The following is a 25903-nucleotide window of genomic DNA, read 5'->3' as shown; positions in this document are numbered from 1 at the left end:
CGGCATCCGCCTCAGGATCAAAGGTGATCGCACCCGCCAAGCATGCCCCGCACCGGGCCGGGCCGTGCCGTGGCGCTGGGTCGACTTACTCCGCGATCGTGGCCTTCTGGATCTTGACCGGCACTGTCGGTGCGCCGTCCTCTTCGCCCATCTGCGGCGTGATGCCACCCGCGGCGATCTTGTCCAGCACCGCGAGGCCCCCGTCGTCGATGGTTCCCAGAACCGCGTAGGTCGGGGGCAGTTTGGAGTCGCGGTAGACCAGGAAGAACTGGCTTCCGCCGCTGTTAGGGCGGCCGGTGTTGGCCATCGCGACCGTGCCGCGCGAGTAGATCACCGTCTCGCCGACGCCGGAAGGCTTCAGGTGGCCTGGGTTCTCGTCCTGCACCGTGTACCCCGGGCCGCCGGCGCCCTGGCCGGTCGGGTCCCCGCACTGCAGGACCGAGAGGCTCTCGGCGGCGGTGAGCCGGTGGCACGGGGTGTCGTCGAAGTACTTCTTCGCCGCCAGGTGGGCGATGCTGCGACTGGTGCACGGCGCCGTGTCGGTCGCCAGGGTGATCGCGATGGCACCCAGGTTGGTCGTGAGCGTCACCGTGGCGGGCTTGTCCTTCGCCCGCTCTGCCGGCTTGCCGACGTCCTTGCCCTCAGGGGCGGGCTGACCGGTGCTGGTCTTGTACCGGCACGGCGTTCCGGCGGCGGCGGTGGTCGCCGGCGCGGAGTTGGCCGACTTCTCCGACGTGGTCGGGGCCGACTCCACCCCGACCGGGCTGCCCGACACAGCCGACCCGCAGGCGGTCAGGGTCAGGCAGGCGAGGAGCAGCCCGGTCGCGGTGGTGCGGTTCATGGTCAGGCGACCGTCACCGTGCTGATGGTGACCGGGTTCTTCGGCGAGCCGTCGCCCGGGGAGCCCTTGCGGGTGGTGCCCGTCTTGGCGATCTCGTCGATCTTCTTGAGGCTCTCGGCGTCGATCGTGCCGAAGGCGGAGTAGTTCGGGGGCAGTTCGGCGGTGCCGTAGACGATGAAGAACTGGCTGCCGTTGGTGCCCTTGTTCGTCTGCGGGTTCTTGCCCGCGTTCGCCATGGCGAGGATGCCGCGGCCGTACTTCAGCTCGGGGAACACCTCGTCGTCGAAGCTGTAGCCGGGGCCGCCGCTGCCGGTGGCCGACGGGTCGCCGCACTGCAGGACCTGCAGGCCGTCGCTGGTGGTGAGGCGGTGGCAGCGGGTGTCGTTGAAGTAGCCCTGCTTGGCCAGGCTCACGAAGCTGTTCACCGTGCACGGCGCGAGCGCGCGGTCCAGGGTCAGCTTGACGTCGCCGCCCGCGATGTTCGCGGTCGCCACGACGGTGCCCTCGGCGGAGATGTCGGCCGTGGGCGGCGCCTGCGCGGGCTTGGCCGCGGGCTTTTCCGCCTCGGCCGGGTACTCGCAGGTGGCTTTCGCCGGCAGCGCCTGCGGCCGCTTGGGCGCGGGCGCGAGCCCGGTCGGGATGTTCGCCGGGGTGTCCACCGGCGCCTCGGCGTCGGCGCTCGGCGAGGTGGAGGCGTCCGCCGGGGTGACCGGATCGTCGCCGCGGTTGGCGAGCCAATAGACAAGTCCCACGACGGCCACGACGGCCACCACGGTGCCCACCACACCGAAGATCCGGCGCTTGCGCGCGCGTTCGGCCCTGTTCGCCAGCTGACGTTCCAGCTTGCGCTTGGCCGCCTCTCTGCGCTGCTCGTTAGTCGGCACCTGGCACCCTCCCTGACCTACACGTTCCTGGCAGGCGCGCAGTCTATGGGGACCCCCGGTAAGAACCGTGTGGTGGGACGCCCCACTAGGCTGAGAGCTTGCCAAGAATCCCGTCGACCGGAGGTTCCGCCGTGCTCGTCGTCGGCTTTCCGACTGGGGCCTTCCAGGCCAACTGCTTCCTCGTCGCGCCCGAGGAGGGCGGCCAGTGTGTGATCATCGACCCTGGTCAGGACGCCGAGGAGCCGATCGCCGAGGCGCTGCGCAAGCACCGGCTCTCGCCCGTCGCGGTGCTGTTGACCCACGGGCACCTCGACCACACCTACTCGGTGACCCCGGTCTGCGACGGCAACGACGTGCCCGCGTGGATCCACCCGGACGACCGCTACATGCTCACCGACCCGATGCGCGGCATGAGCCGTGAGGCGGCGTCGTTCTTCGGCGGCCTGGAGATGCGTGAGCCGCGCGAGGTCAAGGAGATGGCCGACGGGGTCGAACTCGACCTCGCGGGCCTGAAGATGACCGTCGACCACACCCCCGGCCACACCGAGGGGTCGGTGGCGTTCCGCTCGACCACCGAGGAGGGCGGCCTGCTGCTGTTCTCCGGCGACACCCTCTTCGCGGGGTCGATCGGCCGCACGGACCTGCCCGGCGGGTCGATGGACCGGATGACGGCGTCGCTGCGCTCGAAGATCCTGCCGCTCGACGACGAGACGGTGGTCCTCCCGGGCCACGGGCCCACCACGACGATCGGCCGCGAGCGGGTCAGCAACCCGTTCCTCACCGGGATGATCGACCTGACCGACCCGTCCTCGGCGCACCGCGGCCGCGGCCGCGGCATCTGACGATGACCGACCCCCAGCCTCCGGTCGAGCCGGAGCGGATCCCGCTGACCCTGGCCGACCCGTCGCGGCGCCGAGGCTGCGTGACCGTCGCGGTCGCCCTGCTGTTCGGCGCGGCCGTCGGCGGTGTCGTCGGCCTGATCTTCGGACAGACCCCCGGCTTGATCACCGCGGCCGTGGTCGCCGGGACACTCGCCCTGCTGACCTGGATGACCGCGCGTCGGCGGATCTGGCTGCAGGGCACCCGCGTGGTGGCGGAGACGATCGGCAGCAAGGTCGTCGACCTGCGCGCCGTCGAACGCCTCGACTTGCTGGTGACCGACGTGCGTGGTGTGCGCACGGTCGGGCTTCTGGTCGGCGCCAAGGGAAAGTCCATCAACATCGCCCTCGCGGCGTACTCGGGCACGGGCGGGCGGGAACTCGGCATCCTCGCGCTGCGGCGGTTGGCGGACGCGCTCGCGGGGAGCGAGAACACGAGCGGATTGGTGTTCTCGCAACTGCTTGTGGCTCAGCTGCGCGCGGAGGCTCGGGGTGAGGCCGCACCGGAACGGCCGCTGTTCCAGCTTGCTTCGGTCGCGCCGCAGGGGAAACTGGCTCAGCGGTTGCGCACCGAGGCGATCACCCGGTTCGTGGCGAATCTGCCGTAGCCCGCGGACTGTCGTACCGCGCCGGCACACTCGGTGGATGACCTACCGTGAGTGGCCTGTCGACCACCCAGGCATCGCCTGCCTGTGGTCGCGAACCCTCACGGCCCGAGCCACCCAGCGGATCGTGCCGGACGGGTGTGCCGACGTCATCTGGCAGCGGGAGACCGGCAGGCTGTTCGTGGCGGGGCCGGACACCGAGGCGCAGATCAGCACCTCGGAACCCGGGACCATGGTCGGGCTGCGGTTCGAACCGGGGGCCATCGCCTTGGGCGTGCCAGCCGACGAGTTACGCGACGGCAGGATCGACCTCGACGCCTTGCGCCCCGACGGCCGGGAGTTGGCCGAGCGGCTTGGTGCGGCCGAGGATCCGCGTCAGGTGTTGCTCGACGCGTTCCCCGCCCACGTCGACCCGATGATCGGCCAGGTCCGGGAACTGGCCGAGCACACCGGGTCCGTGCGGGCCATCGCGGACACCGTGGGGCTTGGCGAACGTCAGCTTCGGCGGCGCAGTCTCGCGGCGTTCGGTTATGGGCCCAAGGTCCTGCACCGCGTCCTGCGCTTCGACCGGGCGGTGCGGCGGGCCAGGGCGGGACTGCCGTTCGCCGATGTCGCCTACCGCGAGGGTTTCACCGATCAGGCGCACCTGGCCCGCGAGGTGAGGGTGCTGGCGGGAACCACGCTCACCGCGTTGACCGGCGGTACGTCGCCAACGTCCTGAGCGCGTTCACCGTCAGCACCCCGGCCCACTCGAACTCCGTCACCGGCGTCCAGATGGCCCACTTCGGCCGCCACCCGCCGTCCTCGTGCTGGGCCATCACCAGGGCGTCCAGGCTCACCTCAAGTTCCGCTGTGGTGAACCAGCGTGCGGCGAGACTGTCCGGTGTGGACGCGTAGTCGTGCGGGTCGTGCAGCTCCCCCTCGGCGTAGCCGGGCGGGACCGTCCCACTGCCGCCGAGTCGCACGAACCCGTTGTCCCGGACCATCGTCCCGATGCGTTCGGCCGCCTTCTCCGCCCGGGCCCGATCCGGGGCGTGGTCCAGGAACTCCACGCAGGCCAGGGCCTCATACGGATGCGTGGCCGTCAGCGCTTCGATGCGGGGCCAGCAGAATTCGGCCGCCCGATCGACCCACGGGTGCTCGACACCGGCGCGCCACAGGGCCCCGACGAGGTTGGCCGTGGGCAGCAGCGAACCCTCGTAGGTCTCCGGCACCTCCCACCACGGCGCCCTCGGGTAGTCGCGGGCGTTGGGGTGGACGAACGGGACACCGCCGTCCGGGGCGCTGATGGACTCCAGGTACTCGGCGACACCATCAGGTGGGGCGCCGACCTCGCTCAGGACGTTCAGGGCCGTCAGCACGGTCACTGGCTGGCTGCCCGGGCCCCGGCCGTCGGGCTCCAGCGCGTTGCCGTAGCCGCCGTCGGGATTGCGGTACGCATCCAGCGCCGCGACGACGGCCGACGCGTCACCGGAGCCGAACAGGAACTCGAACCGCCTGCGGTCGAGCAGGCGGGCGTTGAGCAGGACGAACTTTTCAGCACGGTCGAAGGAAGTCACCAAACCAACGTAACTCCGTGCGCTCGTCCGGTCTTGTACGAAACGGACACCGCTAAGACGCTGACGTCACGCGGTAGACGTCGTAGACGCCCTCGATGCTGCGGACCGCCTTGAGCACGTGCCCCAGGTGCTTCGGGTCGCCCATCTCGAACGAGAAGCGCGACACCGCCACCCGGTCCCGCGACGTCGTCACCGAGGCGGAGAGGATGTTGACCTTCTCGTCGGCCAGCACCTTCGTCACATCCGACAGCAGTCGGTGCCGGTCGAGCGCCTCGACCTGGATGGCGACCAGGAACACTGACGACTCCGAGGGCGCCCACTCGACCTCCAGCAGCCGCTCCGGGGAACCCAGCAGGTCGTCGGCGTTGGTGCAGTCCGTCCGGTGGACGCTCACGCCGCCGCCGCGGGTCACGAAGCCCAGGATGTCGTCGCCGGGCACCGGGGTGCAGCAGCGGGCCAGCTTGACCCACACGTCGCTCGCGTCCTTGACCAGCACACCCGCGTCGCCCGAGCTGCGGCGCCGGGTGATCGTGGACGGCGTCGCGCGCTCGGCCAGTTCCTCCTCGGCGTGCTCGACACCGCCGAGCAGGGCCACGAGCCGCTGCACGACGTGGCGGGCCGAGGTGTGGCCCTCCCCCACCGCCGCGTACAGGGCGCTGACCTCGGGATAGCGCAGCTCACGGGCCAGTGCGTTCACCGATTCGGCCGACACGAGCCGCTGCATGGGCAGGCCGACCCGGCGCACCTCCTTGGTGATCGCGTCCTTGCCTGCCTCGATCGCCTCTTCCTTGCGCTCCTTGGCGAACCACTGCTTGATCTTCGCCCGGGCGCGCGGGGACCCGGCGAAGGCCAGCCAGTCGCGCGACGGTCCCGCGCCCTCGGCCTTCGAGGTGAAGATCTCGATGACCTCGCCGTTCTCCAGCTTGCGCTCAAGCGCGACGAGCCTGCCGTTGACTCGGGCGCCGATGCACCGGTGCCCGACCTCGGTGTGCACCGCGTAGGCGAAGTCGACCGGCGTGGACCCGGCGGGCAGCGTGACGACGTCGCCCTTCGGGGTGAAGACGAAGATCTCGCGGGCGGCCAGGTCGTAGCGCAGCGACTCCAGGAACTCCCCCGGGTCGGCCGCCTCACGCTGCCAGTCGAGCAGCTGGCGCATCCACGCCATCTCGTCGACGTCGGTGCCGCTGTGGGTGCCCCTGGTCTCCTTGTAGCGCCAGTGCGCGGCGATGCCGTACTCGGCGGTGCGGTGCATCTCGTGCGTGCGGATCTGCACTTCCAGCGGCTTGCCGTCCGGGCCGATCACCGTGGTGTGCAGCGACTGGTAGACGCCGAAGCGCGGCTGGGCGATGTAGTCCTTGAACCGGCCCGGCATCGGCTGCCACAGCGCGTGGACCACACCCATGGCGGCGTAGCAGTCGCGCACGTCGTCGACCAGGAGGCGCACGCCGACCAGGTCGTGGATGTCGTCGAAGTCGCGGCCGCGGACGATCATCTTCTGGTGGATCGAGTAGTAGTGCTTGGGCCTGCCCTCGACCTTCGCGGTGATCCGCGAGCCCTGGAGGTCGGCGCCGAGCTGCTCGACCACTGTGCGCAGATAGGTGTCACGCGAGGGCGCCCGGTTCGCCACGAGCCGGACGATCTCGTCGTACTTCTTGGGCTGCAGGATGGCGAACGCGAGGTCCTCCAGCTCCCACTTGACCGTGGCCATGCCCAGCCGGTGCGCCAGCGGGGCCAGCACCTCAAGGGTCTCGCGGGCCTTCTTGGCCTGCTTCTCCGGCGGCAGGAACCGCATGGTGCGCATGTTGTGCAGCCGGTCGGCGAGCTTGATGACCAGCACGCGCGGGTCCCGCGCCATGGCGATGACCATCTTGCGGATGGTCTCGGCCTCGGCGGCGGAGCCCAGCTGCACCTTGTCGAGCTTGGTGACGCCGTCGACCAGGTGCGCGACCTCGTCGCCGAAGTCGGCACGCAGGCCGTCGATGGAGTAGTCGGTGTCCTCGACGGTGTCGTGCAGCAGGGCCGCGACCAGCGTCGTGGTGTCCATGCCCAGCTCGGCCAGGATCGTCGCCACGGCCAGCGGGTGGGTGATGTACGGGTCGCCGGACTTGCGCCGCTGGCTGCGGTGCGCCTCCTCGGCGACATCGTAGGCGTGCTGCAGCAGCGCCAGGTCGGCCTTGGGGTGCAGCTCGCGGTGGACCGCGGCCAGCGGCTCCAAGACCTGCTTGACCGGCGCCGCACGCTGCGCGGTGATGCGCCGGGCCAGGCGCGCGCGGACTCGGCGGGTGGCGGACGGCTCCCGTCCTGCGGGCGTCAGCGGCTCATGGGCCCCTGGGGCCGCGCTGTCTACCTCATGGGACAACCGTGCTCCCGGCAAGTTCGGTCGCCAATGGCGAACGACTCCCGGGTCACTCATGTGACCCGGATACCGAGGATAACGCCGGAACGGGTGACGAACTTCCGCTGGGGCGGCGAACTGCCCATGTCAGACGACGAGCAGCGCCCGCAAGTTGTGCCCTGCAAGTCGCTCACGACCGCCCAGCGCGGCGATTTCCACGACGACCGCCACCGCCGCGACCTTCGCGCCCGCCCGGTCCACCAGGCCCGCGGCGGCCTCGATCGTGCCGCCGGTGGCCAGCACATCGTCGATGATGACGACGTCCGCACCGGGCTCGACCACGCCTTCCGGCAGTTCGAAGGTGGCCGTGCCGTATTCGAGGGAGTACGTGACGCGGTCGGCAACGACCGGCAGCTTGCCGGGCTTGCGGACCGTGACCAGCCCGAATCCGTGCACGGCGGCCAGCGCGGCGCCGAACAGGAATCCGCGGGCCTCCAGCGCGACCACCGTGCTGACGCCGTCCGGGATCTCGGCGGCGAAAGCGTCGGTGACCGCGCGGAACGCGTCCGCGTCCGCCAGCAGCGGACTCAGGTCGCGGAAGAGCACCCCTGGTTCCGGGAAGTCGGGGACTTCCCGGACCAGGGTGAGCGCGTCTTCCAGGCGCACGTCAGCGCCGCTTCTTGCCCGAGGGCCTTCCCGAGGCCTTGCGCCGCGCGTCGGCCGCCTTCGGCGTGCGGGACGGGACACCCGCCGCGATCGCCATGGCCTTCTCCCGACGCAGTTCGGCGTTGAGCGCCTCGTCGTCGGAGAGGTCGGTTTCCGCCTCGTCCCCGTCGACGCTGTCGGCGCTGTCGGCGGTCTCAGCCTTGCGGGCGACGTTCGCGCGGCGTTGGGCCACGCGCTCGGCCTGCTGCTTGTACTTCGGCTCGGTCATCTTCAGATCGACCAGGAGCGGGGTCGCCAGGAAGATCGACGACAGCACGCCCGCGAGCATGCCCGCGGCCATGACGAGCGCAAGGTCGCCGAGGGTGCCGACACCGAGCACACCGACACCGATCACGAGCAGCCCGAGGACCGGGAGCAGCGCGATGATCGAGGTGTTGATCGAGCGCATCAGCACCTGGTTCAGCGCCAGGTTCGCCGTCTCGGCGTAGGTGCGCCGGGTCAGGCCGAGCAGGCCGCGGGTGTTCTCCCTGACCTTGTCGAACACCACGACCGTGTCGTAGAGCGAGAAGCCGAGGATGGTCAGCAGACCGATCACCGTCGCGGGCGTGACCTCGAAGCCGACGATCGAGTAGATGCCCGCCGCGACGATGACGTCGTGGAACAGCGCGACGAGCGCCGAGACGGCCATCCACTTCTCGAAGTACAGCGCGAGGAAGATCGTCACCAGGACCAGGAACACGCCGAGCGCCCACAACGCCTGCCGCGAGATCTCCCCGCCCCAGGTGCCCGACACCGCGCTGTCGCTGATCTGCGCGACCGTGGACTCACCGCTGGGCGACTGCGGCTTGAGCTGCTCGAACAGCGCGTTCTTGACCAGCCGCACCTCGTCGACGGTCAGCGCCTCCGACTTGATCTGGATGGTCGAGTTGGCGCCGGTGCCGACCTGCTGGACCGCGGCGGGCGGCTTGTTGATCGCCTCCTGGAAGACGGTCTCCACCCGCTCGATCGAGATCTGCCCGGACGCGCTCGCCGACGGCAGCTGGATCTTGGTGCCGCCCTCGAAGTCGATGCCGAGGTTGAACCAGCGGAAGATGATCGACACGATGCAGACGAGCATCAGGCCGCCGAAGATCAGGTACCAGCGCTTGCGCTTGCCGACGATGTCGAACGCGCCGTTGCCGACGTGGAGCCGCTCGAAGATGCTCTGCTTCTTGGGGGTGGACACGTCACACTTCCTTCGCGGCGGTGCCCGCGCCGACCCGCGCCGCGCGCAGGGTCTGCTGGTTCCGCTGGACTGCTCCGAGGCCGGAGAGCTTCGAGTTGGACAGCCACTTGGACTTCGAGGCGAGCGCCACCAGCGGGTGGGTCACCAGGAAGACCACGATCAGGTCGAGCACGGTGGCCATGCCCAGGGTGAACGCGAACCCCTTGACCTGGCCGACGGCCAGCACATACAGCACCGCGGCGGCCAGGAACTGGATCGCGTCGGCGGAGAGGATCGTGCGCCGGGCCCGGACCCACGCGCGCGGCACGCCGGACCGGAACGACCTGCCTTCGCGCACTTCGTCTTTGAGTCGTTCGAAGAAGATGACGAACGAGTCCGCCGTGATACCGATCGCCACGATGAATCCGGCGATGCCCGCGAGGTCGAGGGTGAACCCGACCCAGCGGCCCAACAGCACCAGGACCGCGTAGACGATCGCCGCGGAGAGCACCAGCGACAGGATCGTCAGCACACCGAGCACGCGGTAGTAGAACAAGCAGTAGATGAAGACCAGCAGCAGACCGATGCCGCCCGCGATCAGACCGGCCTGCATCGAGGCCAGGCCGAGGGTCGCGGACACGGTCTCGGCCTCGGAGGACTCGAAGGACAGCGGCAGCGAGCCGAACTTCAGCACGTTGGCCAGCTTCTGCGCCTCGGCGGTCTTGAAGCCGCCCTCGCCGCCGGTGATCTGGGTGTCGCCGTTGATGGCGCCCTGGATGGTCGGCGCGGAGACGACCGCGGTGTCGAGCACGAACGCGGCGCGCTGCTGGACATGGCTGGCGGTGTACTCCGACCAGATCCGGGAGCCCTCGCTCTTGAAGCTGACGCTGACGACGTTGCCGACACCCTGCGGGTCCGGCTGCGAGATGGCGTTGTCGATCTCGCTGCCCTCGAGGAAGGACGGGCCGAGGATGAACTTCTCGAGACCGTCCTGGTCACACGTGGCCAGTGGGAGCTTCGGGTCGTCGTTGCCGATCAGCGGGTCTTTCTTGCCGCAGTCGAGCGTGGCCAGCGCGGCCTGCTGCAGCGCGGCGTCCGCGGGCGTCTCGGCGCCGTCGGCACCCTTGCCCGGCGCGAGCGTCGGGTCCTGGCGGCAGGCCTTCGCGGCGGTGATCAGCTGCCCGACCGGCGTCTTCTGGTCATTGAGCAGCGCGGTGTACTTGGTGCAGGCGTTCTCGGCGGCGGGCGGCGGCGCGGGCTGCGACGGCGGCGCGGGCTGCGCGGCCGGAGCCGGGCGGCCCTGCGGCGCACCCGAGGTGGGCGCACCGGCGGACGGCGCGGGCGCCGTCGTCGGGGCACCGCTCGCGGGCGGCTGCACTGCCCCGGAGGCGGGCGGCTGCTGCGCGCCGGAGGACGGCGGCGGGGTCTGCTCGGCCGGGGCGGCGGGAAGCGCGCCGATCACGGGACGGAACCGGAGCTGCGCGGGCTGCGCGAGGTCCTTGGCCTTCTCACCCTGCTCACCGGGAACGGTGATGATGATGTTGCTCCCGTCGAGGATGACTTCGGCGCCGCTGACACCGGTGCCGTTGACCCGCTCCTCGATGATCTCTCGAGCCAGGTTGAGCGACTCTTTGGACGGCTCGCCGGTCTCGGTGCGCGCGGTCAGCGAGACACGAGTACCACCCTGCAGGTCGATGCCCAGTTTGGGCTTCGCCTGACGGTCGCCGGTGGCGAACACCAGGGCATACAGGACAACGACGATTGCTATGAAGAACGCCAAATAGCGTCCTGGGCGGATCTGCCCGGCCGGTGGTGCCACGGTCGGTCCGTCTCCTCGGCTAGCTTCGGATGTGAACGCATGACTCCCGCGCGCTGGGGGCCAAGCGAAGTGCGGCTGACCAGTGTGTTTGGTCATGACACTGCGCCCGCACCCGAGTCACACATGTGGGTGAGGGCGCAGCGTACCTCTTGCGGCGTGAACCCAGTGTTGCGCGGGTCACTGTCCGCCTGCGTCGGGTTCCGGGCCGCGACCCGGAACCCGAGGTCGGCTACTTCTTGTGGTCGAGCGGCGGGGCGACCTGGGCCGTGGAACCCGGGACCTCGGAGGCCTTGGGTGCCTCAGTGGCCCCAGTGACCTCGATGTCCTCAGTGGCCTCGTCCGAGTCCTCGATCGTGTCCTCGTCGTCGTCGACGTCGGGGCCGACCTTCTCGCGCACAGCCTGACGCAGCCAGCTGGTCTCCACGCCGGGCGCGATCTCGATGCCGATCGACGCGTCGTCGGAGATGTCGGAAACCGTGCCGTAGAGACCGGAGGTCGTCATCACCCGGTCGCCGACGGCGAGCGAGTTCTGCAGCTCCTGCTGCTGCGCCACCATCTTCTTCTGCCTGCGCGAGCCGAGGATCAGGGGTATCGCGAGCACCGCCACGAGCAGCAGCGGGAGCAGAGCCTGGTTCATTTCACTCCGTTTCGGGAACGTTCCCCGATGCGGGAAAAGTCCGATTGTTCGGGGTTTCTCTCACCCGAGTGTGCCAGGTGCGGGCCGCTTCATCACAGCTCACACGTGGTCGATCACTCATCGAACAGGGTAGGCCCCGCCTGGCCGAAGGCTTCGATCGGGGCAGGCAGACCCAGGTGCGTCCACGCCGCCGCGGTCGCCACGCGCCCGCGTGGCGTGCGCGCGAGCATCCCCGCGCGGACCAGGAACGGCTCGCACACCTCTTCGACCGTCGTCGGTTCCTCGCCCACGGCCACCGCCAGGGTCGACACACCGACGGGGCCGCCGCCGAAAGACTTCACGAGGGCACCGAGGACGGCCCGGTCGAGCCGGTCGAGCCCCAGATCGTCGACGTCGTAGACCTTCAACGCGGCTTGCGCGACCTCGCGGGTGACCGCGCCGTCGGCCCGGACCTCGGCGTAGTCGCGGACCCTACGCAACAGCCGGTTCGCGATGCGGGGTGTTCCCCGAGAGCGGCCCGCGATCTCCTCGGCGCCGTCCTCGTGCAGGTCGACGCCCAGGATGACCGCGGAGCGGCGCAGTACCCGCTCCAGCTCGTGCGGCTCGTAGAACTCCATGTGCGCGGTGAAGCCGAAGCGGTCGCGCAGCGGCCCGGTGAGGGCGCCGGAGCGGGTGGTGGCGCCGACCAGGGTGAACGGCGCGATCTCCAGCGGGATGCTGGTGGCGCCGGGGCCCTTGCCGACGACGACGTCGACCCGGAAGTCCTCCATCGCCAGGTAGAGCATCTCCTCGGCGGGCCGGGCGATGCGGTGGATCTCGTCGATGAACATGACCTCGCCCTCGGCGAGGTTCGACAGCATCGCGGCCAGGTCGCCCGCGCGTTCCAGGGCGGGGCCGGAGGTGATCCGGATCGGCCTGCCCAGCTCGGCGGCGATGATCATGGCGAGGCTGGTCTTGCCGAGCCCGGGCGGACCGGACAGCAGCACATGGTCAGGTGGCGAGCCGCGCCGGGTCGCGCCCTGCAGAACCAGGTCGAGCTGCTCACGCACACGGGGCTGGCCGACGAACTCGGAGAGCCGCTTGGGCCGCAGGGTCGCCTCGTCCTGCAGTTCCTCCGGTTCCGCGACCGGGGACAGCTGGGACTCCCACTCGTCCATGTCGGGCTCCATCAGCGCTTGCGGCCCAAGGTGGCCAACGCCTTGCGCAACACCGCCGACGTGTCGCTGACGCCGTTCTCGGCGAGGACGCCGTCGACGGCCTGCTCGGCGAGCTTGGCGGCGAAGCCGAGACCGACGAGCGCCTCGACGACCGAGCCGCGGACCTGGCTCGCGGGCGCGGCGGGCGCGGTGCTCGTGGGCAGCGTGCCGACCTTGTCGCGCAGCTCGATGATCAGCCGCTCCGCGCCCTTGCGGCCGATGCCGGGCACCTGGGTGAGGATGGTGATGTTGCCGTCGGCCAGCCCGGCGCGCAGCTGGTCGGGTTCGAGCACCGCGAGGGTGGCCAGCGCGAGCCGCGGTCCGATGCCGGACACGGTCTGCAGCAGGCGGAACAGGTCGCGCGCCTCGGTGTCGGCGAAGCCGAACAGGGTCAGCGAGTCCTCGCGCACGACCAGGGCGGTGGCCAGCGAGGTCTCCTCGCCGCGGCGCAGCGTCGCCAGGGTGTGCGGGGTGGCCTGCACGGCGAGTCCGACCCCGCCGACCTCGACGACCGCGTGGTCGAGCCCGACCGCCGCCACTGTGCCTCGCACCGAGGAGATCACTTCGTCACCGTCCTGATTCGGGTTGCCTTGGCCGCGGCGGCCAGCCTCGCACGGTGCGTGCGGGCGATCTCCGCCGCCCTTGCCTCGGCCTGCGCCATCCGGTCGCGCATCGGCGCGCGCCACAGGTGGCAGATCGCCAGGGCCAGCGCGTCGGCGGCGTCGGCGGGCTTGGGGGCCACGGTGAGCCCCAGGATCTTGGTGACCATGGTGGTGATCTGGGCTTTGTCCGCCCGGCCGGACCCGGTGACGGCGGCCTTGACCTCGCTCGGGGTGTGGAACATGACCGGCAGCCCGCGGCGCGCGGCGCAGAGCGCGACCACGCCCGCGGCCTGGGCGGTGCCCATGGCGGTGCGGACGTTGTGCTGGCTGAAGACGCGCTCGATGGCGACGACCTCGGGGCGGTGCTCGTCGAGCCATGCCTCGACGCCGTCGGCGACCTTGAGCAGGCGCACCGCGAGGTCGTCGTCGGCCGGGGTGCGGATCACGTCGACCGCGACCGCGCGGACCGCTCGCCCGGCGCCGCCGTCGACCACCGCGATGCCGAGGCGGGTCAGGCCCGGGTCGACTCCCAGCACGCGCACGCTTCCTCCTTGAACACTCGTTCGAGAGCGTACCGAGGAGGGGGCGGACTTGATCGAGGACACGCCGCTATGCGGGAACGCGAATAACGGGTCGCAGTGTTCGAGAATTGTCACCCTTCGCCACTAACCTGACACTCAACGTCAACTGGGAGGCACGTTGCCGCAGGCAGATCCGCAAGATCGGCGCCGAGCACAAGATGCAGGAGATCGCCGGGCTGATTGAACGATCGACAACGTTCAAGATCGCCCTTCCGGCCATGCTGCCCGGGATGCTCCAGACCTACGACTACGCCGCGAGCAACGTGCACAGCTCACTTTCAAAGGTGGGTGCGGCAGAACGACCCAAGCTGATCGCGGCGAAGATCGGCCTCAGCAGACTGCTTCACCAAGGAGCCTGCTCGTTCACCTTCCTGCTGACCGAAACTGTCGTGCGGACAAGGATTGCGTCCAACGCGGCAATGGCAGACCAGTTCGATCACCTCGTCACGGTCAGCTCCTTGCCGGGAGTCGACATATCCGTTCTGACCTTCGGCACGGCATCGCCCAAGCCGCTGATGAGCACATTCGCCATCTATTACGACCGATTAGTGATCATCGAATCCGCTGCGGGAGCGATATCGCTGCGCGACCCGGCCGATGTTCGTGAGCACCCCGACCTGTTCGACTACGCCCACGAGCGAGCCCTCAAGGGCGACGACTGTCGCGATTTCCTGCCGACGGTGGCGACCGAGTTCAGGGAGTGCGATCAATCCTGATCGGCTCCTCGATCAGTTCCGGGCGCAGCGGGTCGCATGCCGGCTTGAGCCACGGGCGGTGCCGTTCGGCGTCGGGATCGGTGGTCCAGGCGCGGCAGGTGGTCTCAAGTTTGATGGGGAAGACCGTCAGGCCGCCCTGGTCGTCGATCCGCAGGCGCAGGAATCCCTTGTAGTCCTCGATGCTCTGGCCTGCCATGACCTCGTTGAGGTTGATCCCGAAGCGGCTGGCGATCATCAGGTACACGGCGACCAGCTCGGCGTCGACGAAGCCGACGAGCAGCGGGGTGCCGACCGTGACGATCACCAGCGTCGCCCAGTCGCCGACCAGGCCGTCGGGCAGAACCGAGCTGTAGAGCCAGATGACGACGAATGCCCAGACGACGCTGAGCACGAGGTGCCCCGCCGCGTGCAGGACACCCGCGATCGTCGCCGGCCAACCCCGTTTGGGGTCTTCGATTCTGGCGAACGCCAGCGCGCCGAGGACCAGGCCGAAGCCGACCAGGATCGCCGGGGTCCAGCTGGCGACGAGACCGAAGAAGCCCTCCGGGCCGTGGCTGCCCAAGGTCTGCACGAGTCCATAGAGGACAGCCAGGGTCATGACGGTCTGGAAGATTCCGGTCATAGCCCAGAAACCGGGGTTGCGCCAGGGAAGCCGGAAGATCCCGGCGGCGAACCGCTCCGAGGTCCAGCGGTCCGGGTAGCGCTCCGCCCTCTCGTAGTCGGCGGGCACCGACGGCTCACGGACCCGGGAGGTCGGCGGCGGCAGGACCAGTTTCTGGGGCAGTTGGTGGGTGGCGGCCAGGTAGGCGCCGCCGAGCCCACAGGTGATCCGCTGCCGGCCGCCGCCGCGCTCGGCGTAGCGGACGTAGTGGTGCTTGTCGCCGGAGAGCATCACCCGAACCGACGCGCCCTGCGAGCGGACGATCTCGCGGTCGAAGAACTCGAAGGTGTCGTAGCTCTTGGTGTGGCCGCCGGACCCGGCGTCGACCCAGGCGGGCGCCGAGGTGCAGAGGATGACCCCGTCGCCGGGGCGCAGCTCGGCGGACGCCCGGCGGAAGTACTCCAGCTGTGGGGCGTCGATGTAGTCGTCGAACTGGGTGTCGATGGCGAAGAGCCACCAGCGGTGCGGCAGCTCGATGGCGAAGTACGACCGGGTCTGCTCGGTGTCCCATCCCCCGAAGTTGCGCTTCTGGGCGAAGACGCGGAGGAAGGAGGTCAGGCCGTCGTACCAGTCGTGGTTGCCCGGGAGGGCGAAGAGGGTGGGGGCGTCGCCGTTGAGCGCGGGGAAGGCGGCGCGGTAGACGCCTTTGGTGCGGTCCTCGTAGTTGCGGGTCGACGCGGAGGGGTAGACCTGGTCGCCGCCCATGATCAGCAGCCGGCCGCGAGGCAGCTCGTGCCCGCCGATGTCGAGCTTCTCGGCGGCCAGCAGGGTGGCGACGGAGTAGGTGGCGTCGAACCCGTCACCGACATCGGCGACGAAGTCGATCCAGAGTTCGTCATCGTCGTCGTAGCGGTGGACGGTCGCGGGGAGGCTGCCCTGGAGCTCGCGTTTGTCGGCGTAGGAGCCGAAGATGGTCGCGATCACGGACTGGATGCCGGTGCTGATCAGGACCTTGGGGGCGAGCCAGCGGACCGCGGGTTGCGGTTCGAAGCCGAGTTCGGTTTCGGCGCGGGTTCGCGGGCGGGGTCGGGATCGGGGTGGTGGGATCACAGGCCTCCTGTCTCGCGGGGGAAGCCTAGCGACGTGATCACCACCGGGTGACGGCCGTTCGGGCATTGTTCGGCGAATGGCCTATCGGGGGGCGTGCTGCCCGGGCCGCCCTGTCAGGGGCCGTCTATTCCGGGGCGCCAGCTTTCGGGGCGGCCGGATTCGGTCAGGACCGGTTGCCAGTTGGCGAATCCGGCCGGGGCGTCAGGGCTCCACGGCCAGTGGCCCTTCGGGGTGGCGACGATGAGTTGCAGCGCCGGGAATTCGCCGGAGGGGTACAGCAGGAACGCGCTTCCCAGGAATTCCGGGTAATAGGCGCGGTGGACACGTTCGACGACCACCGGCACGCCGTCGAAGAAATCGAGGTACGGCAGGCCGGGGAAGAACCGTTCCCCCGAGGCGGCGCGGCGGACGTAGAGGTCGATCAGGGGTTGGGCCATGTCCACCGGCAGGCCGATGACGACCGCCTCCGGTGCGCCGAAGCGGCGCCAGGCGCCCACCGAGAAGGCGTAGGGGGCGCCGTTCTCGTCGCCCTCGATTTCGATGACGGCGTGGCCGTCCTGGTCCGCCGTGCGCAGTAGCCATTCGCGCAGGTTGTTGTCTTCGGCGGTGGCGCCGTCCAGGGCCATGCGCACTCCTCGTCGGTGGGGATCGACTCGGGGAACAAAGCGGCCCGGGCAGCGAACCCGCCCGGGCCGTTCAGTTCAGCTTGCCACTCAGGCGTCGACCGCTGCCATGACATCGTCGGACACATAGACGTGTCACAGTGCGTACACATCTCTACGCGTCGACCTCTGCCATGACATCGTCGGACACATCGAAGTTCGCGTACACATTCTGTACGTCGTCGGAGTCTTCCAGGGCGTCGATCAGCTTGAAGATCTTGCGGGCGCCCTCGGCCTCCAGCTCGACCGTCACCGACGGCACGAAGCTCGCGTCCGCCGATTCGTAGTCGTAGCCCGCTTCCTGCAGCGCCTTGCGCACGGCGACGAGGTCGGTGGCCTCGGAGATGATCTCGTAGCTCTCGCCGAGGTCGTTGACCTCTTCGGCACCCGCGTCCAGCACCGCCATGAGGACGTCGTCCTCGGACAGGTCGTTCTTCGGCAGGACGACGACACCCTTGCGGTTGAACATGTACGCCACGGAACCCGGGTCGGCCATGGAGCCGCCGTTGCGGGTCATCGCGATGCGCACCTCGCCCGCGGCGCGGTTGCGGTTGTCGGTGAGGCACTCGATCAGCACGGCCACGCCGTTGGGGCCGTAGCCCTCGTACATGATCGTCTGCCAGTCGGCGCCGCCCGCTTCCTCGCCACCGCCGCGCTTGCGGGCGCGTTCGATGTTGTCCTGCGGGACCGAGTTCTTCTTCGCCTTCTGGATCGCGTCGAACAGCGTGGGGTTGCCGTCCGGGTCACCCCCGCCGGTGCGGGCGGCGACCTCGATGTTCTTGATCAGCTTCGCGAAGAGCTTGCCACGCTTGGCGTCGAGGGCGGCCTTCTTGTGCTTGGTTGTCGCCCACTTGGAGTGGCCGCTCATCTCTCCTCCGTCATGATTTCCGAACGATGTCCACGAACAGTCGGTGCACACGGTGGTCGCCGCCCAGTTCCGGGTGGAACGCGGTGGCCAGCACATCGCCCTGCCGAACGGCGACGATCCTACCGGCGGCGGCACCGGCGGCAGGCGTATCCGGAACCGTAGCCAACACCTCGACGGCGGGCGAGGCGGACTCCACCCAAGGCGCACGGATGAACACCGCGTGCATCGGTCCGCCCTCGACCCCGGCGACGTCCAGGTCCTCCTCGAAGGAGTCGACCTGCCTGCCGAAGGCGTTGCGGCGCACGATCATGTCGAGCCCGCCGAGCTGGTGCTGGTCGGGTCGGCCGTCGAGGACCTTCTCGGCGAGCAGGATCATCCCGGCGCACGAGCCGTAGGTCGGCATGCCCTCGGCGATCCGGGCGCGCAGCGGCTCGAGGAGTTCGAAGGTCTCCAGCAGGCGGGAGATCGTGGTGGACTCCCCGCCGGGCAGCACGAGCCCGTCGACCTCGGCCAGCTCCGAGGGCCTGCGCACGGAGATCACCCGGGCGCCACCCTCGGTCAGGGCGGCGGTGTGCTCCCGGACGTCGCCCTGCAGCGCGAGGACACCGATCAGCGGACGGTCAACGGACATCGAACCCTCTCCCACGTGTGGTTTTCCAGCCTAGTCTCACGCCACTCCGGCCAGCCGGAGCAGCGCGGCGGTCGCGGCCGCGGCGGCCACGACGACGACGAACGGCGCCTTGCGCCAGGCGAGCACGCCACCCACCAAGACCCCGGCGGGCAGCGCCCAGCCGGCGAAGGACTGCCCCTTGGCCAGCGACGACGTCGCCACCAGGGCGACGAGCAGGACGATCGCGGCGGTGGAGAGCAGCTCGCGGATGTGCTCAGGCATGGTGACCCGCTCGCGCAGCAGGACGCCGCCGAAGCGGAAGGCGAAGGTGCCCAGGGCGAGGACGAGAATCGGGATGAGCGTCATGCGGACACCCGCTCCTGGAAACAGCGGGCGGCCCGAAGAACCGGCACGACAGTCATGCGGGCACCTCCGCTTTCTTCCGTCGCGGCACCGCGAGCAGGCCGAACAGCGAGAGCAGCACGGGCACCCCCGCAGGCAGGAATGGCGTGGTGGCCAGTGCGATCGCCGCGCCGATCAGGGCGGGCCGCAGCTTGCCGCTGTCCTTGAGCGCGGGCAGGACCAAGGCGAGCATCACCGCGGGAAACACCGCGTCGAGGCCGAGCACTTCGGGGTCGCTGACGAGCCGACCGGCGAGCGCTCCACCAAGCACACCCGCGTTCCAGGCGACGAACAGCGAGCCACTACAGGCCCAGTAGGCCGCCCGAGCGCGTCGGGCATCGGACTGGGCCATGGCGAACGCCACCGACTCGTCGACCAGCAGATGGCTCCCCACGATCCGCGCGGGCCAACTCCGGCCGATGAGCTCGCCGACCGCCAGACCGAACGGCAGGTGTCGGGCGTTGAGGATGAGACCGCCGAGCACCGCCGCGAGCGGACTTCCACCCGCCGCGACCACACCGACCGCGAGGTACTGCGAGCCGCCGGCGAAGATCAGGACCGACATCACCACGGGCACCCACAGCGGCGTGCCCGCGGCGACCGAGATGGCACCGAAGGACGCTCCGTTGACCGCCGCCGCCAGGGCGATCGCCAGCACGCCGCGCCACAGCTCGGCATCGAGTGTTCGCCATATCGAACGCATGTGTCTTATCCTGAACACACGCGAGGTGTTCGTCAAGGCGAACACGACGACCGTCACACCGAACGGAGAGAGATGGACCAGCGCGGCGCACCGTTGGAGGTCATCGCCCACTCGCTGCGGCGGGAGCGGGAGCGAATCGGCCTGTCCCTGTCGGAGCTGGCCAAGCGCGCGGGCATCGCCAAGTCCACGCTCTCGCAGCTCGAAGCGGGTGCGGGCAACCCCAGCGTCGAGACCCTGTGGGCGCTCGGCGTGGCGCTGGGCGTCCCGTTCAGCAGGCTGGTCGAGCCGCCCAAGCCGAAGGTGCAGGTGCTTCGGGCGGGCGAAGGGCCGATTGTCTACTCCGAGCGTGCGGACTACACGGCGACCCTGTTGGCGTCCTGCCCCCCGTACGCGCGGCGCGACATCTACCGGATCACCGCCGAGCCGGGCAGCAAGCGCGAGTCCGACCCGCACATGCCCGGCGTGATCGAGCACGTCGTGATCGCCTCGGGCCGGGCCCTGGTCGGCCTGACCGACGATCCGATCGAGGTCGGCCCCGGGGACTACGTCGCCTATCCGGGTGATCTCGCCCATGTGTTCGAAGCCCTCCAACCTGGGACGACGGCGTGCATGGTGTCCGAACACGTGTGAAAGGCGGTGGCGTGGCTCGCGAGTTGATCGCTCCCTCGATTCGCGAGGAGCGAGAGGCACTGCCGTTGACCACGCAGATCGTCCTAGACGCTTCGGCCCTTGTCTAAATTCTGAGCGCCACCGATCCCTGATGTCGCTACGCAAGCATGTGCGCCGTGGCGAAATGCGGGCAGACATCGCGGATCACGCCGCCGCGCGACTCCGTGAACTGCCCATCGCGCGTTCGAGCCACCATCCGATGACACCGTGACTCTGGGAACTCAGGGAACTCAGGGAACTCAGGCACTCGATCACGCCCTACGACGCCGCGTACGTGGCTCTTGCCGAGCAACTCGACATTCCGCTGGTCACCTGCGACGCCAAGCTCGCCGGGTCCAACAGCCACACGGCCAAGATCGAGATCTACCCGACTACTGACGGGTGGCCCGGTCCGAGCCACCCGTCAGCGAGTCACCAGCCGCGCTGGGCCAGGCGGTGCGGCTCGGGAACTTCCTCGACGTTGATGCCGACCATGGCCTCGCCCAGACCGCGGGAAACCTTGGCGATCACGTCGGGGTCGTCGTGGAAGGTGGTGGCCTTCACGATCGCCTCGGCGCGCTGGGCCGGGTTGCCCGACTTGAAGATGCCGGAGCCGACGAACACGCCCTCGGCGCCGAGCTGCATCATCATCGCGGCGTCGGCCGGGGTGGCGATGCCGCCCGCGGTGAACAGCACGACCGGCAGCTTGCCCGCCTGGGCGACCTCGCGGACCAGCTCGTACGGCGCCTGCAGCTCCTTGGCCGCGACGTAGAGCTCGTCCTCGGCCATGGTCTGCAGCCTGCGGATCTCGCCGAGGATCTTGCGCATGTGGGTGGTGGCGTTGGAGACGTCTCCGGTGCCCGCCTCGCCCTTGGAGCGGATCATCGCCGCACCCTCGGTGATGCGGCGCAGGGCCTCGCCCAGGTTGGTCGCGCCACAGACGAAGGGCACGGTGAACTGCCACTTGTCGATGTGGTTGGCGTAGTCGGCCGGGGTGAGGACCTCGGACTCGTCGATGTAGTCGACACCGAGCGACTGCAGCACGCGAGCCTCGACGAAGTGGCCGATGCGGGCCTTGGCCATGACCGGGATCGAGACGGCCTCGATGATGCCGTCGATCAGGTCGGGGTCACTCATCCGGGCCACGCCGCCCTGCGCGCGGATGTCGGCTGGGACGCGCTCGAGCGCCATGACGGCCACGGCGCCCGCGTCCTCGGCGATCTTGGCCTGCTTGGCGTCGACCACGTCCATGATCACGCCGCCCTTGAGCATCTCGGCCATGCCGCGCTTCACGCGGACGGTGCCGGTCTCGGCGACGGGAGTGGAGGTCTGTGCGTCGGACACGATGTGGGGCCTTTCGAACGTCGGAGCTGGTGCTTTGCCCAGCGTACGTCCGATGTGGCCCGCTCCGACATGCCAATCCCAGGCGATCTCGAAAGGCCACTTTCGCCCGCACGGCTGGCCAGTGGCCACATGGGGTTGTCCCGATCGGAGAACAGGTGTGAGATCGAACACAAAGTGCCGATCGGGAGCCCCGGCGGCTCCCCGACGAGTGGGAGGTGGGCGACATGGGAAGCAAGCACTCCGAGAACGGCCAAGCCGAGTCAGGTGTCGCGGCGGACGACCCGGCCAAGGTGCGCAACATCGTCCTCGTCGGTCCTTCCGGCTCGGGCAAGACGACCCTGACCGAGGCCCTGCTGACCGCGACCGGCGTCCTGCCGCGCGCGGGCTCGGTCACCGAGGGGACGACGGTGTGCGACCACGACCCGGCCGCGGTGCGCCAGCAGCGCTCGGTCGGCCTGGCGGTGGCGCCGTTCCTGCACGACGGGATCAAGGTCAACCTGATCGACACCCCGGGGTACGCGGACTTCGTCGGTGAGCTGCGCGCCGGTCTGCGCGCCGCCGACGCCGCCCTGTTCGTGGTGTGCGCGGCCGAAGGTGTGGACTCGGCCACCACCACGCTGTGGGCGGAGTGCGCCGCCGTCGGCATGCCGCGCGCGGTCGTGATCGCGCGCCTCGACCACCCGCGGGCGGACTTCGACGGTGAGCTGGCCCAGTGCCAGGCCGCGTTCGGCCCCAACGTGCTGCCGCTCTACCTGCCCATCGGCGGCGACGGCCTGGTCGGGCTGATCAGCAGGCGCGTGTTCGACGGCCACCCTCCCGCGGTGCGCGACGCCACCGTGGCCGAGCTGGAGCAGGTCTCCGACGCCCGTGACGCGCTGCTCGAGGGGATCATCGCCGAGAGCGAGGACGAGTCCCTGATGGACCGCTACCTCGCGGGCGAGCCGGTCGACACCGACACGATCATCGCCGACCTGGAGACCGCCGTCGCGCGCGGCTCGTTTCACCCGGTGATCCCGTTCTGCGCCCAGACCGGCGTCGGCATCGAACCCCTGCTTGAGGCCCTGACCAGGGCTTTCCCGTCCCCGCTGGAACACCCGGTGCCGATGGTCACCGACCCGCAGGGCAAGCCGCATGCTCCACTGACCGCCGACCCGAACGGCCCGCTGGCCGCCGAGGTCGTCCGCACCGCCGTCGACTCCTACGTCGGCCGGGTGTCGCTGGTGCGGGTCTTCTCCGGCACGCTGCGCCCCGAACGCCAGGTGCACGTGTCCGGGCACGGCCTCGCCGACCGTGGCCACGACGACCACGACGTCGATGAGCGCGTCGCCCACATCTACTCACCGCTGGGCGCCAGCCTCCGCGAAGTCCCCTACTGCGTCGCGGGCGACCTGTGCGCGCTGACGAAGGTCGGCTCAGCGGAGACCGGCGACACGGTGTCGGGGCCGGAGGACCCGATCCTGATGCGGCCGTGGCAGATGCCGGAACCGCTGCTGCCGGTGGCGGTGATCGCGAAGACCCGCAGCGACGAGGATGCCTTGGCCCGCAACCTGTCCAGGTTGGTCGCAGGCGATCCGACGCTGCGGATGGACCGCAACCCGGAAACCCACCAGCTGGTGCTGTGGTGCATGGGCGAGGCGCACGCGGACGTCGTCCTTGCCCGGCTGCGCGCGGGCGGGGCGGACGTGGAGACCGAGCCGGTGAAGGTGTCGCTGCGGGAGACGTTCGCCGAGCCATCGCGGGGACACGGGCGGCATGTGAAGCAGTCCGGCGGGCATGGGCAATACGCGGTGTGCGACGTCGAGGTCGAGCCGCTGCCGACCGGGGGCGGGTTCGAGTTCGTGGACAAGGTGGTGGGCGGGTCGGTGCCGCACCAGTTCATCTCGTCGGTGGAGAAGGGGGTTCGGGCTCAGCTCGCCCGTGGCGTGCAAGGGCATCCGATGGTGGACATCCGGGTGACGCTGGTCGACGGCAAGGCGCACAGCGTGGACTCCTCGGACGCGGCGTTTCAGACAGCCGGGTCGTTGGCGTTGAAGGACGCGGCCGCGAACGGGCGGATCTCGTTGCTGGAGCCGGTGGACACGGTGGAGATCCGGTTGCCGGACGAGCACCTGGGCACCGTGCTCGGTGACCTGTCGTCGCGCCGCGGGCGGGTGCTGGGCACCGAGTCGGACAGCGACGGGTACACAGTGATCCATTCCGAGGTGCCTGCCGCCGCTTTGCCCCGGTATTTGATCGAGCTGCGGTCCATGACGTCCGGCTCGGCTTCGTTCAGTCGGGGTTTCGCGCGGTTCGACCCGGTGCCGGAGTCGCTGTCGGCGCAGTTCGCCTGATCAGCGGACCACGCGGAGTGTGCCGTCCCAGGTCGTCGCCGTCGGGAGGAGTTCGGCCAACTGGACCGGGTACACGGTTTCCCCGGTCGCCTTGAGGTCCTCTGTGGACCACCAGCGGTGTTCCCCGATGGTGCGGGCTTCGAGGTCGGTGAAACCGACGGTGTCGATCACCGCGTCGGCCGGGAGGCGGGCGAGGAAGAACCATTCCTCGCCGTCGTAGTTGCGGCCTTCGAAGCTGAACGCCACCCGCCTGCGCCACAGCGGGCCTTCGAGTTCATCTGGCGAGACCCGAACCCCGGTCTCCTCGCACAGTTCGCGGGCGGCCGCGGTGCGCAGGTCCTCCCCCGGCTCGACGCCGCCGCCCGCGGTGAACCAGAAGGTGTCCCGCGCTCGGTCGGGGTCGTGCCCGTGGAACAGCAGGACCCGGTCCTGCTCGTCCAGCAGGATCACCCGCGCCGCCGGGCGGGGGCGGGGGAACTCGTCGAGGGTGGGTTCGGCGATCTCCAGGTACCCGGGCTCCGGTGCGGTCCCGGCGAGCTTGAACCACCGCACCACGCGCCGCCTGCGCTGGGTCAGGGTGTCCCGGACGGCATCGCCGTGGACGCGGCGGGCGATGACCAGGCGGTGTTCGGCGTCGATCAGTTCGGCGGCCAATGCCAGGGCCAGGGTGGGCCGGTCGACCTCGGCGAGGACTCTGGTGAGTTCGTTCTCGGCGGTCTCACGGTCGGCGCGCGAGGCTCGTTCGGCGCGTTCGGCCACCACCCGCAGGCGGTCGCCCAGACCGTGGTCGACCACACCGGACACGGCCCGGGCGACCACCGCCCGGCGCGCGAGGGCCGCGTCGAGGGCGGCCCAGGCGGCGTCGGTGCGCACATGCAGTCGGTCCAGGCGGTTGGCGGTGCCGACGAACCAGACGCCGATGATGACGACCAGCGACAGCACCACGACCAGCGTCGTGAGTTCCCAGCCGGTCATGTCACCTCGCCGACCCGGCGCGGGTTGGCGGCCACGGCCTGCTCGTAGACCCGCAGCACCTGGTTCGCCACGACGGACCAGTCGAACGCGGCGACCCGGCGGTCGCCCTCGGCCACCAGCTGAGCCCGCCGCGACGGGTCGGTCAGGACCGAGCGGAGGCCGTCGGCCAGGGACACCGGGTCGTTGACGGCGGTGAGGACGCCCGCCCGGCCGTCGTCGAGGACGCGGCGGAAGGCGTCGAGGTCGCTGGCGACCACGGCCGTCTCAGCCGACATCGCCTCGGTGAGGATGATGCCGAAGCTCTCGCCGCCGGTGTTCGGCGCGCAGTACACGTCGACGCCGCGCAGGGCGCGGGCCTTGGTCTTGTCGTCGACCTGGCCGAGCAGGTCGAGCCTGCCTGCCAGCTCCGGACCGGCCATCTTGCGCAGTTCGTCCTCGTCGCCGCGCCCGACCACGAGCAGCCGCACATCCGGCAAATCCAAGTGCCGCATGGCATCGAGGAGCACCGGCATGCCTTTGCGCGGCTCGGTGTAGCGGCCGACGAAGCCGATCGTGCCGCCCGCGCGCGGGTAGCCGTCGAGCGGTTCGGCGTCGCGGAAGAAGGCGACGTCGACGCCGTTGGGGATCTCCACCGCGTCGCCGCCGAGGTGCTCCACCTGCACCCGCCGGGCCAGGGCCGACACGGCTATGCGCGCGGTGATCTTCTCCAGGAACGGCTGCAGCACGCCTTGAAAAGCGCTGAGCGTGCGCGAGCGAGGGGTCGAGGTGTGGAAGGTCGCCACAATCGGGCCGTCGGCGATCATCAGCGCCAACATCGCCAAGCTCGGCGCGGTCGGCTCGTGCAGGTGCAGGACGTCGAAGTCGTGGTCGCGGATCCAGCGGCGCACCCGGGCGTAGGACACCGGGCCGAACGACAGCCGGGCCACCGACCCGTTGTACGGGATGCCGACCGCGCGGCCGGCGGGCTGGACGAACTCGGGCAGCGGTGTGTCCTCGTCGGCGGGGGCGAGCACGTCGACCTCGTGGCCGAGGCCGCGCAGCGCCCTGGCCAGGTCCATGACGTGGGCCTGCACTCCTCCGGGTACCTCGAAGGAGTACGGGCAGACAATCCCGATTCTCAACTGACG

Annotated in this window: 26 protein-coding genes; 6 read left to right on the top strand and 20 right to left on the bottom strand. The window is 69.9% G+C overall.

The window, feature by feature from the left end; all coding sequences use genetic code 11:
- Window positions 1–85: 85 nt before the first annotated feature.
- Window positions 86–841 (bottom strand): peptidylprolyl isomerase, encoded by a 756-nt coding sequence (locus ACUZ2Y_RS30710; protein WP_476325452.1) that lies wholly within the window; start codon window positions 839–841, stop codon window positions 86–88.
- 2 nt (window positions 842–843) lie between these two features.
- Entirely contained in the window at window positions 844–1725 is an 882-nt protein-coding gene (locus tag ACUZ2Y_RS30705) for a peptidylprolyl isomerase (protein WP_476325450.1), read from the bottom strand.
- 131 nt (window positions 1726–1856) lie between these two features.
- Here ACUZ2Y_RS30705 and ACUZ2Y_RS30700 point away from each other — a divergent pair, with 131 nt between their 5' ends.
- Genes ACUZ2Y_RS30700 through ACUZ2Y_RS30690 form a run of 3 tightly spaced genes read left to right on the top strand, consistent with a single transcriptional unit; the run spans window position 1857 to window position 3929 of the window.
- Entirely contained in the window at window positions 1857–2567 is a 711-nt protein-coding gene (locus ACUZ2Y_RS30700) for an MBL fold metallo-hydrolase (RefSeq protein ID WP_476332143.1), read from the top strand.
- 2 nt (window positions 2568–2569) lie between these two features.
- Window positions 2570–3211 (top strand): hypothetical protein, encoded by a 642-nt coding sequence (locus ACUZ2Y_RS30695; RefSeq protein ID WP_476325448.1) that lies wholly within the window; start codon window positions 2570–2572, stop codon window positions 3209–3211.
- Between the two features lie 37 nt (window positions 3212–3248).
- The gene (locus tag ACUZ2Y_RS30690) at window positions 3249–3929 is read left to right on the top strand and encodes a DUF6597 domain-containing transcriptional factor (protein ID WP_476325446.1); all 681 of its coding nucleotides are present in this window, start codon (window positions 3249–3251) and stop codon (window positions 3927–3929) included.
- Here the strand turns inward: ACUZ2Y_RS30690 and ACUZ2Y_RS30685 are convergent.
- From ACUZ2Y_RS30685 to ruvC, 9 genes are all read right to left on the bottom strand, one after another.
- A complete protein-coding gene (locus ACUZ2Y_RS30685) occupies window positions 3892–4767 on the bottom strand; it encodes a hypothetical protein (protein ID WP_476325444.1) in 876 nt (291 codons plus the stop codon). The genes ACUZ2Y_RS30690 and ACUZ2Y_RS30685 overlap by 38 nt on opposite strands.
- Window positions 4768–4819: 52 nt before the next feature.
- Window positions 4820–7126, bottom strand: a complete 2307-nt coding sequence (locus ACUZ2Y_RS30680) for a RelA/SpoT family protein (protein WP_476325442.1) — start codon at window positions 7124–7126, stop codon at window positions 4820–4822.
- Window positions 7127–7249: 123 nt separating this feature from the next.
- A complete protein-coding gene (locus tag ACUZ2Y_RS30675) occupies window positions 7250–7768 on the bottom strand; it encodes an adenine phosphoribosyltransferase (RefSeq protein WP_476325440.1) in 519 nt (172 codons plus the stop codon).
- A gap of 1 nt (window position 7769) precedes the next feature.
- Window positions 7770–8993, bottom strand: a complete 1224-nt coding sequence (secF, locus tag ACUZ2Y_RS30670; protein WP_476325438.1) for a protein translocase subunit SecF — start codon at window positions 8991–8993, stop codon at window positions 7770–7772.
- Window position 8994: 1 nt separating this feature from the next.
- Window positions 8995–10791 (bottom strand): protein translocase subunit SecD, encoded by a 1797-nt coding sequence (gene secD, locus ACUZ2Y_RS30665; RefSeq protein WP_476325436.1) that lies wholly within the window; start codon window positions 10789–10791, stop codon window positions 8995–8997.
- A 229-nt stretch (window positions 10792–11020) separates the two neighbouring features.
- Window positions 11021–11428 carry a preprotein translocase subunit YajC gene (yajC, locus tag ACUZ2Y_RS30660; protein ID WP_476325434.1) on the bottom strand — a complete coding sequence of 136 codons (408 nt, stop codon included), beginning with the start codon at window positions 11426–11428 and terminating at the stop codon, window positions 11021–11023.
- A gap of 113 nt (window positions 11429–11541) precedes the next feature.
- A complete protein-coding gene (gene ruvB, locus ACUZ2Y_RS30655; protein ID WP_476325432.1) occupies window positions 11542–12585 on the bottom strand; it encodes a Holliday junction branch migration DNA helicase RuvB in 1044 nt (347 codons plus the stop codon).
- Between the two features lie 11 nt (window positions 12586–12596).
- Window positions 12597–13187: a Holliday junction branch migration protein RuvA gene (gene ruvA / locus ACUZ2Y_RS30650; RefSeq protein ID WP_476325430.1), complete on the bottom strand. Its 591-nt coding sequence runs from the start codon at window positions 13185–13187 to the stop codon at window positions 12597–12599.
- Window positions 13184–13768, bottom strand: coding sequence for a crossover junction endodeoxyribonuclease RuvC (gene ruvC / locus ACUZ2Y_RS30645; protein WP_476325428.1), 585 nt, complete (start codon window positions 13766–13768; stop codon window positions 13184–13186). Before ruvC ends, ruvA begins: the two co-directional genes overlap by 4 nt.
- A gap of 107 nt (window positions 13769–13875) precedes the next feature.
- Between ruvC and ACUZ2Y_RS30640 the strand changes: the two genes are divergently transcribed.
- Window positions 13876–14523, top strand: a complete 648-nt coding sequence (locus ACUZ2Y_RS30640) for a DUF5753 domain-containing protein (RefSeq protein WP_476325425.1) — start codon at window positions 13876–13878, stop codon at window positions 14521–14523.
- Here ACUZ2Y_RS30640 and ACUZ2Y_RS30635 read toward each other — a convergent pair.
- From ACUZ2Y_RS30635 to ACUZ2Y_RS30610, 6 genes are all read right to left on the bottom strand, one after another.
- Window positions 14501–16234: a metallophosphoesterase family protein gene (locus ACUZ2Y_RS30635; protein ID WP_476325423.1), complete on the bottom strand. Its 1734-nt coding sequence runs from the start codon at window positions 16232–16234 to the stop codon at window positions 14501–14503. The genes ACUZ2Y_RS30640 and ACUZ2Y_RS30635 overlap by 23 nt on opposite strands.
- A 113-nt stretch (window positions 16235–16347) precedes the next feature.
- A complete protein-coding gene (locus ACUZ2Y_RS30630) occupies window positions 16348–16860 on the bottom strand; it encodes a DUF4262 domain-containing protein (protein WP_476325421.1) in 513 nt (170 codons plus the stop codon).
- 151 nt (window positions 16861–17011) lie between these two features.
- Window positions 17012–17764 (bottom strand): YebC/PmpR family DNA-binding transcriptional regulator, encoded by a 753-nt coding sequence (locus tag ACUZ2Y_RS30625; RefSeq protein WP_476325419.1) that lies wholly within the window; start codon window positions 17762–17764, stop codon window positions 17012–17014.
- Window positions 17765–17774: 10 nt separating this feature from the next.
- Window positions 17775–18395: a pyridoxal 5'-phosphate synthase glutaminase subunit PdxT gene (pdxT, locus tag ACUZ2Y_RS30620; protein WP_476325417.1), complete on the bottom strand. Its 621-nt coding sequence runs from the start codon at window positions 18393–18395 to the stop codon at window positions 17775–17777.
- A 36-nt stretch (window positions 18396–18431) separates the two neighbouring features.
- Window positions 18432–18740, bottom strand: a complete 309-nt coding sequence (locus ACUZ2Y_RS30615) for an AzlD domain-containing protein (RefSeq protein ID WP_476325415.1) — start codon at window positions 18738–18740, stop codon at window positions 18432–18434.
- A gap of 52 nt (window positions 18741–18792) precedes the next feature.
- Window positions 18793–19479 (bottom strand): AzlC family ABC transporter permease, encoded by a 687-nt coding sequence (locus ACUZ2Y_RS30610; RefSeq protein ID WP_476325413.1) that lies wholly within the window; start codon window positions 19477–19479, stop codon window positions 18793–18795.
- 72 nt (window positions 19480–19551) lie between these two features.
- Here ACUZ2Y_RS30610 and ACUZ2Y_RS30605 point away from each other — a divergent pair, with 72 nt between their 5' ends.
- The gene (locus tag ACUZ2Y_RS30605; protein WP_476325411.1) at window positions 19552–20109 is read left to right on the top strand and encodes a helix-turn-helix domain-containing protein; all 558 of its coding nucleotides are present in this window, start codon (window positions 19552–19554) and stop codon (window positions 20107–20109) included.
- Between the two features lie 450 nt (window positions 20110–20559).
- On the opposite strand, the gene pdxS is transcribed toward ACUZ2Y_RS30605, so the two are convergent.
- A complete protein-coding gene (gene pdxS, locus ACUZ2Y_RS30600) occupies window positions 20560–21471 on the bottom strand; it encodes a pyridoxal 5'-phosphate synthase lyase subunit PdxS (RefSeq protein ID WP_476325410.1) in 912 nt (303 codons plus the stop codon).
- Window positions 21472–21695: 224 nt separating this feature from the next.
- Here pdxS and ACUZ2Y_RS30595 point away from each other — a divergent pair, with 224 nt between their 5' ends.
- Window positions 21696–23801, top strand: a complete 2106-nt coding sequence (locus ACUZ2Y_RS30595) for an elongation factor G-like protein EF-G2 (protein ID WP_476325408.1) — start codon at window positions 21696–21698, stop codon at window positions 23799–23801.
- Here ACUZ2Y_RS30595 and ACUZ2Y_RS30590 read toward each other — a convergent pair whose 3' ends face one another.
- Window positions 23802–24776, bottom strand: coding sequence for an NUDIX hydrolase (locus tag ACUZ2Y_RS30590; RefSeq protein ID WP_476325406.1), 975 nt, complete (start codon window positions 24774–24776; stop codon window positions 23802–23804). It lies immediately after the preceding gene.
- The gene (locus ACUZ2Y_RS30585) at window positions 24773–25897 is read right to left on the bottom strand and encodes a glycosyltransferase family 4 protein (protein WP_476325404.1); all 1125 of its coding nucleotides are present in this window, start codon (window positions 25895–25897) and stop codon (window positions 24773–24775) included. The genes ACUZ2Y_RS30590 and ACUZ2Y_RS30585 overlap by 4 nt, the downstream gene beginning before the upstream one ends.
- Window positions 25898–25903 lie beyond the last annotated feature (6 nt).

Source organism: Actinokineospora sp. UV203, from assembly GCF_056323665.1.
The sequence above is the reverse complement of the archived record's forward strand: the minus strand, read 5'-3'. Positions and strand labels throughout refer to the sequence as shown.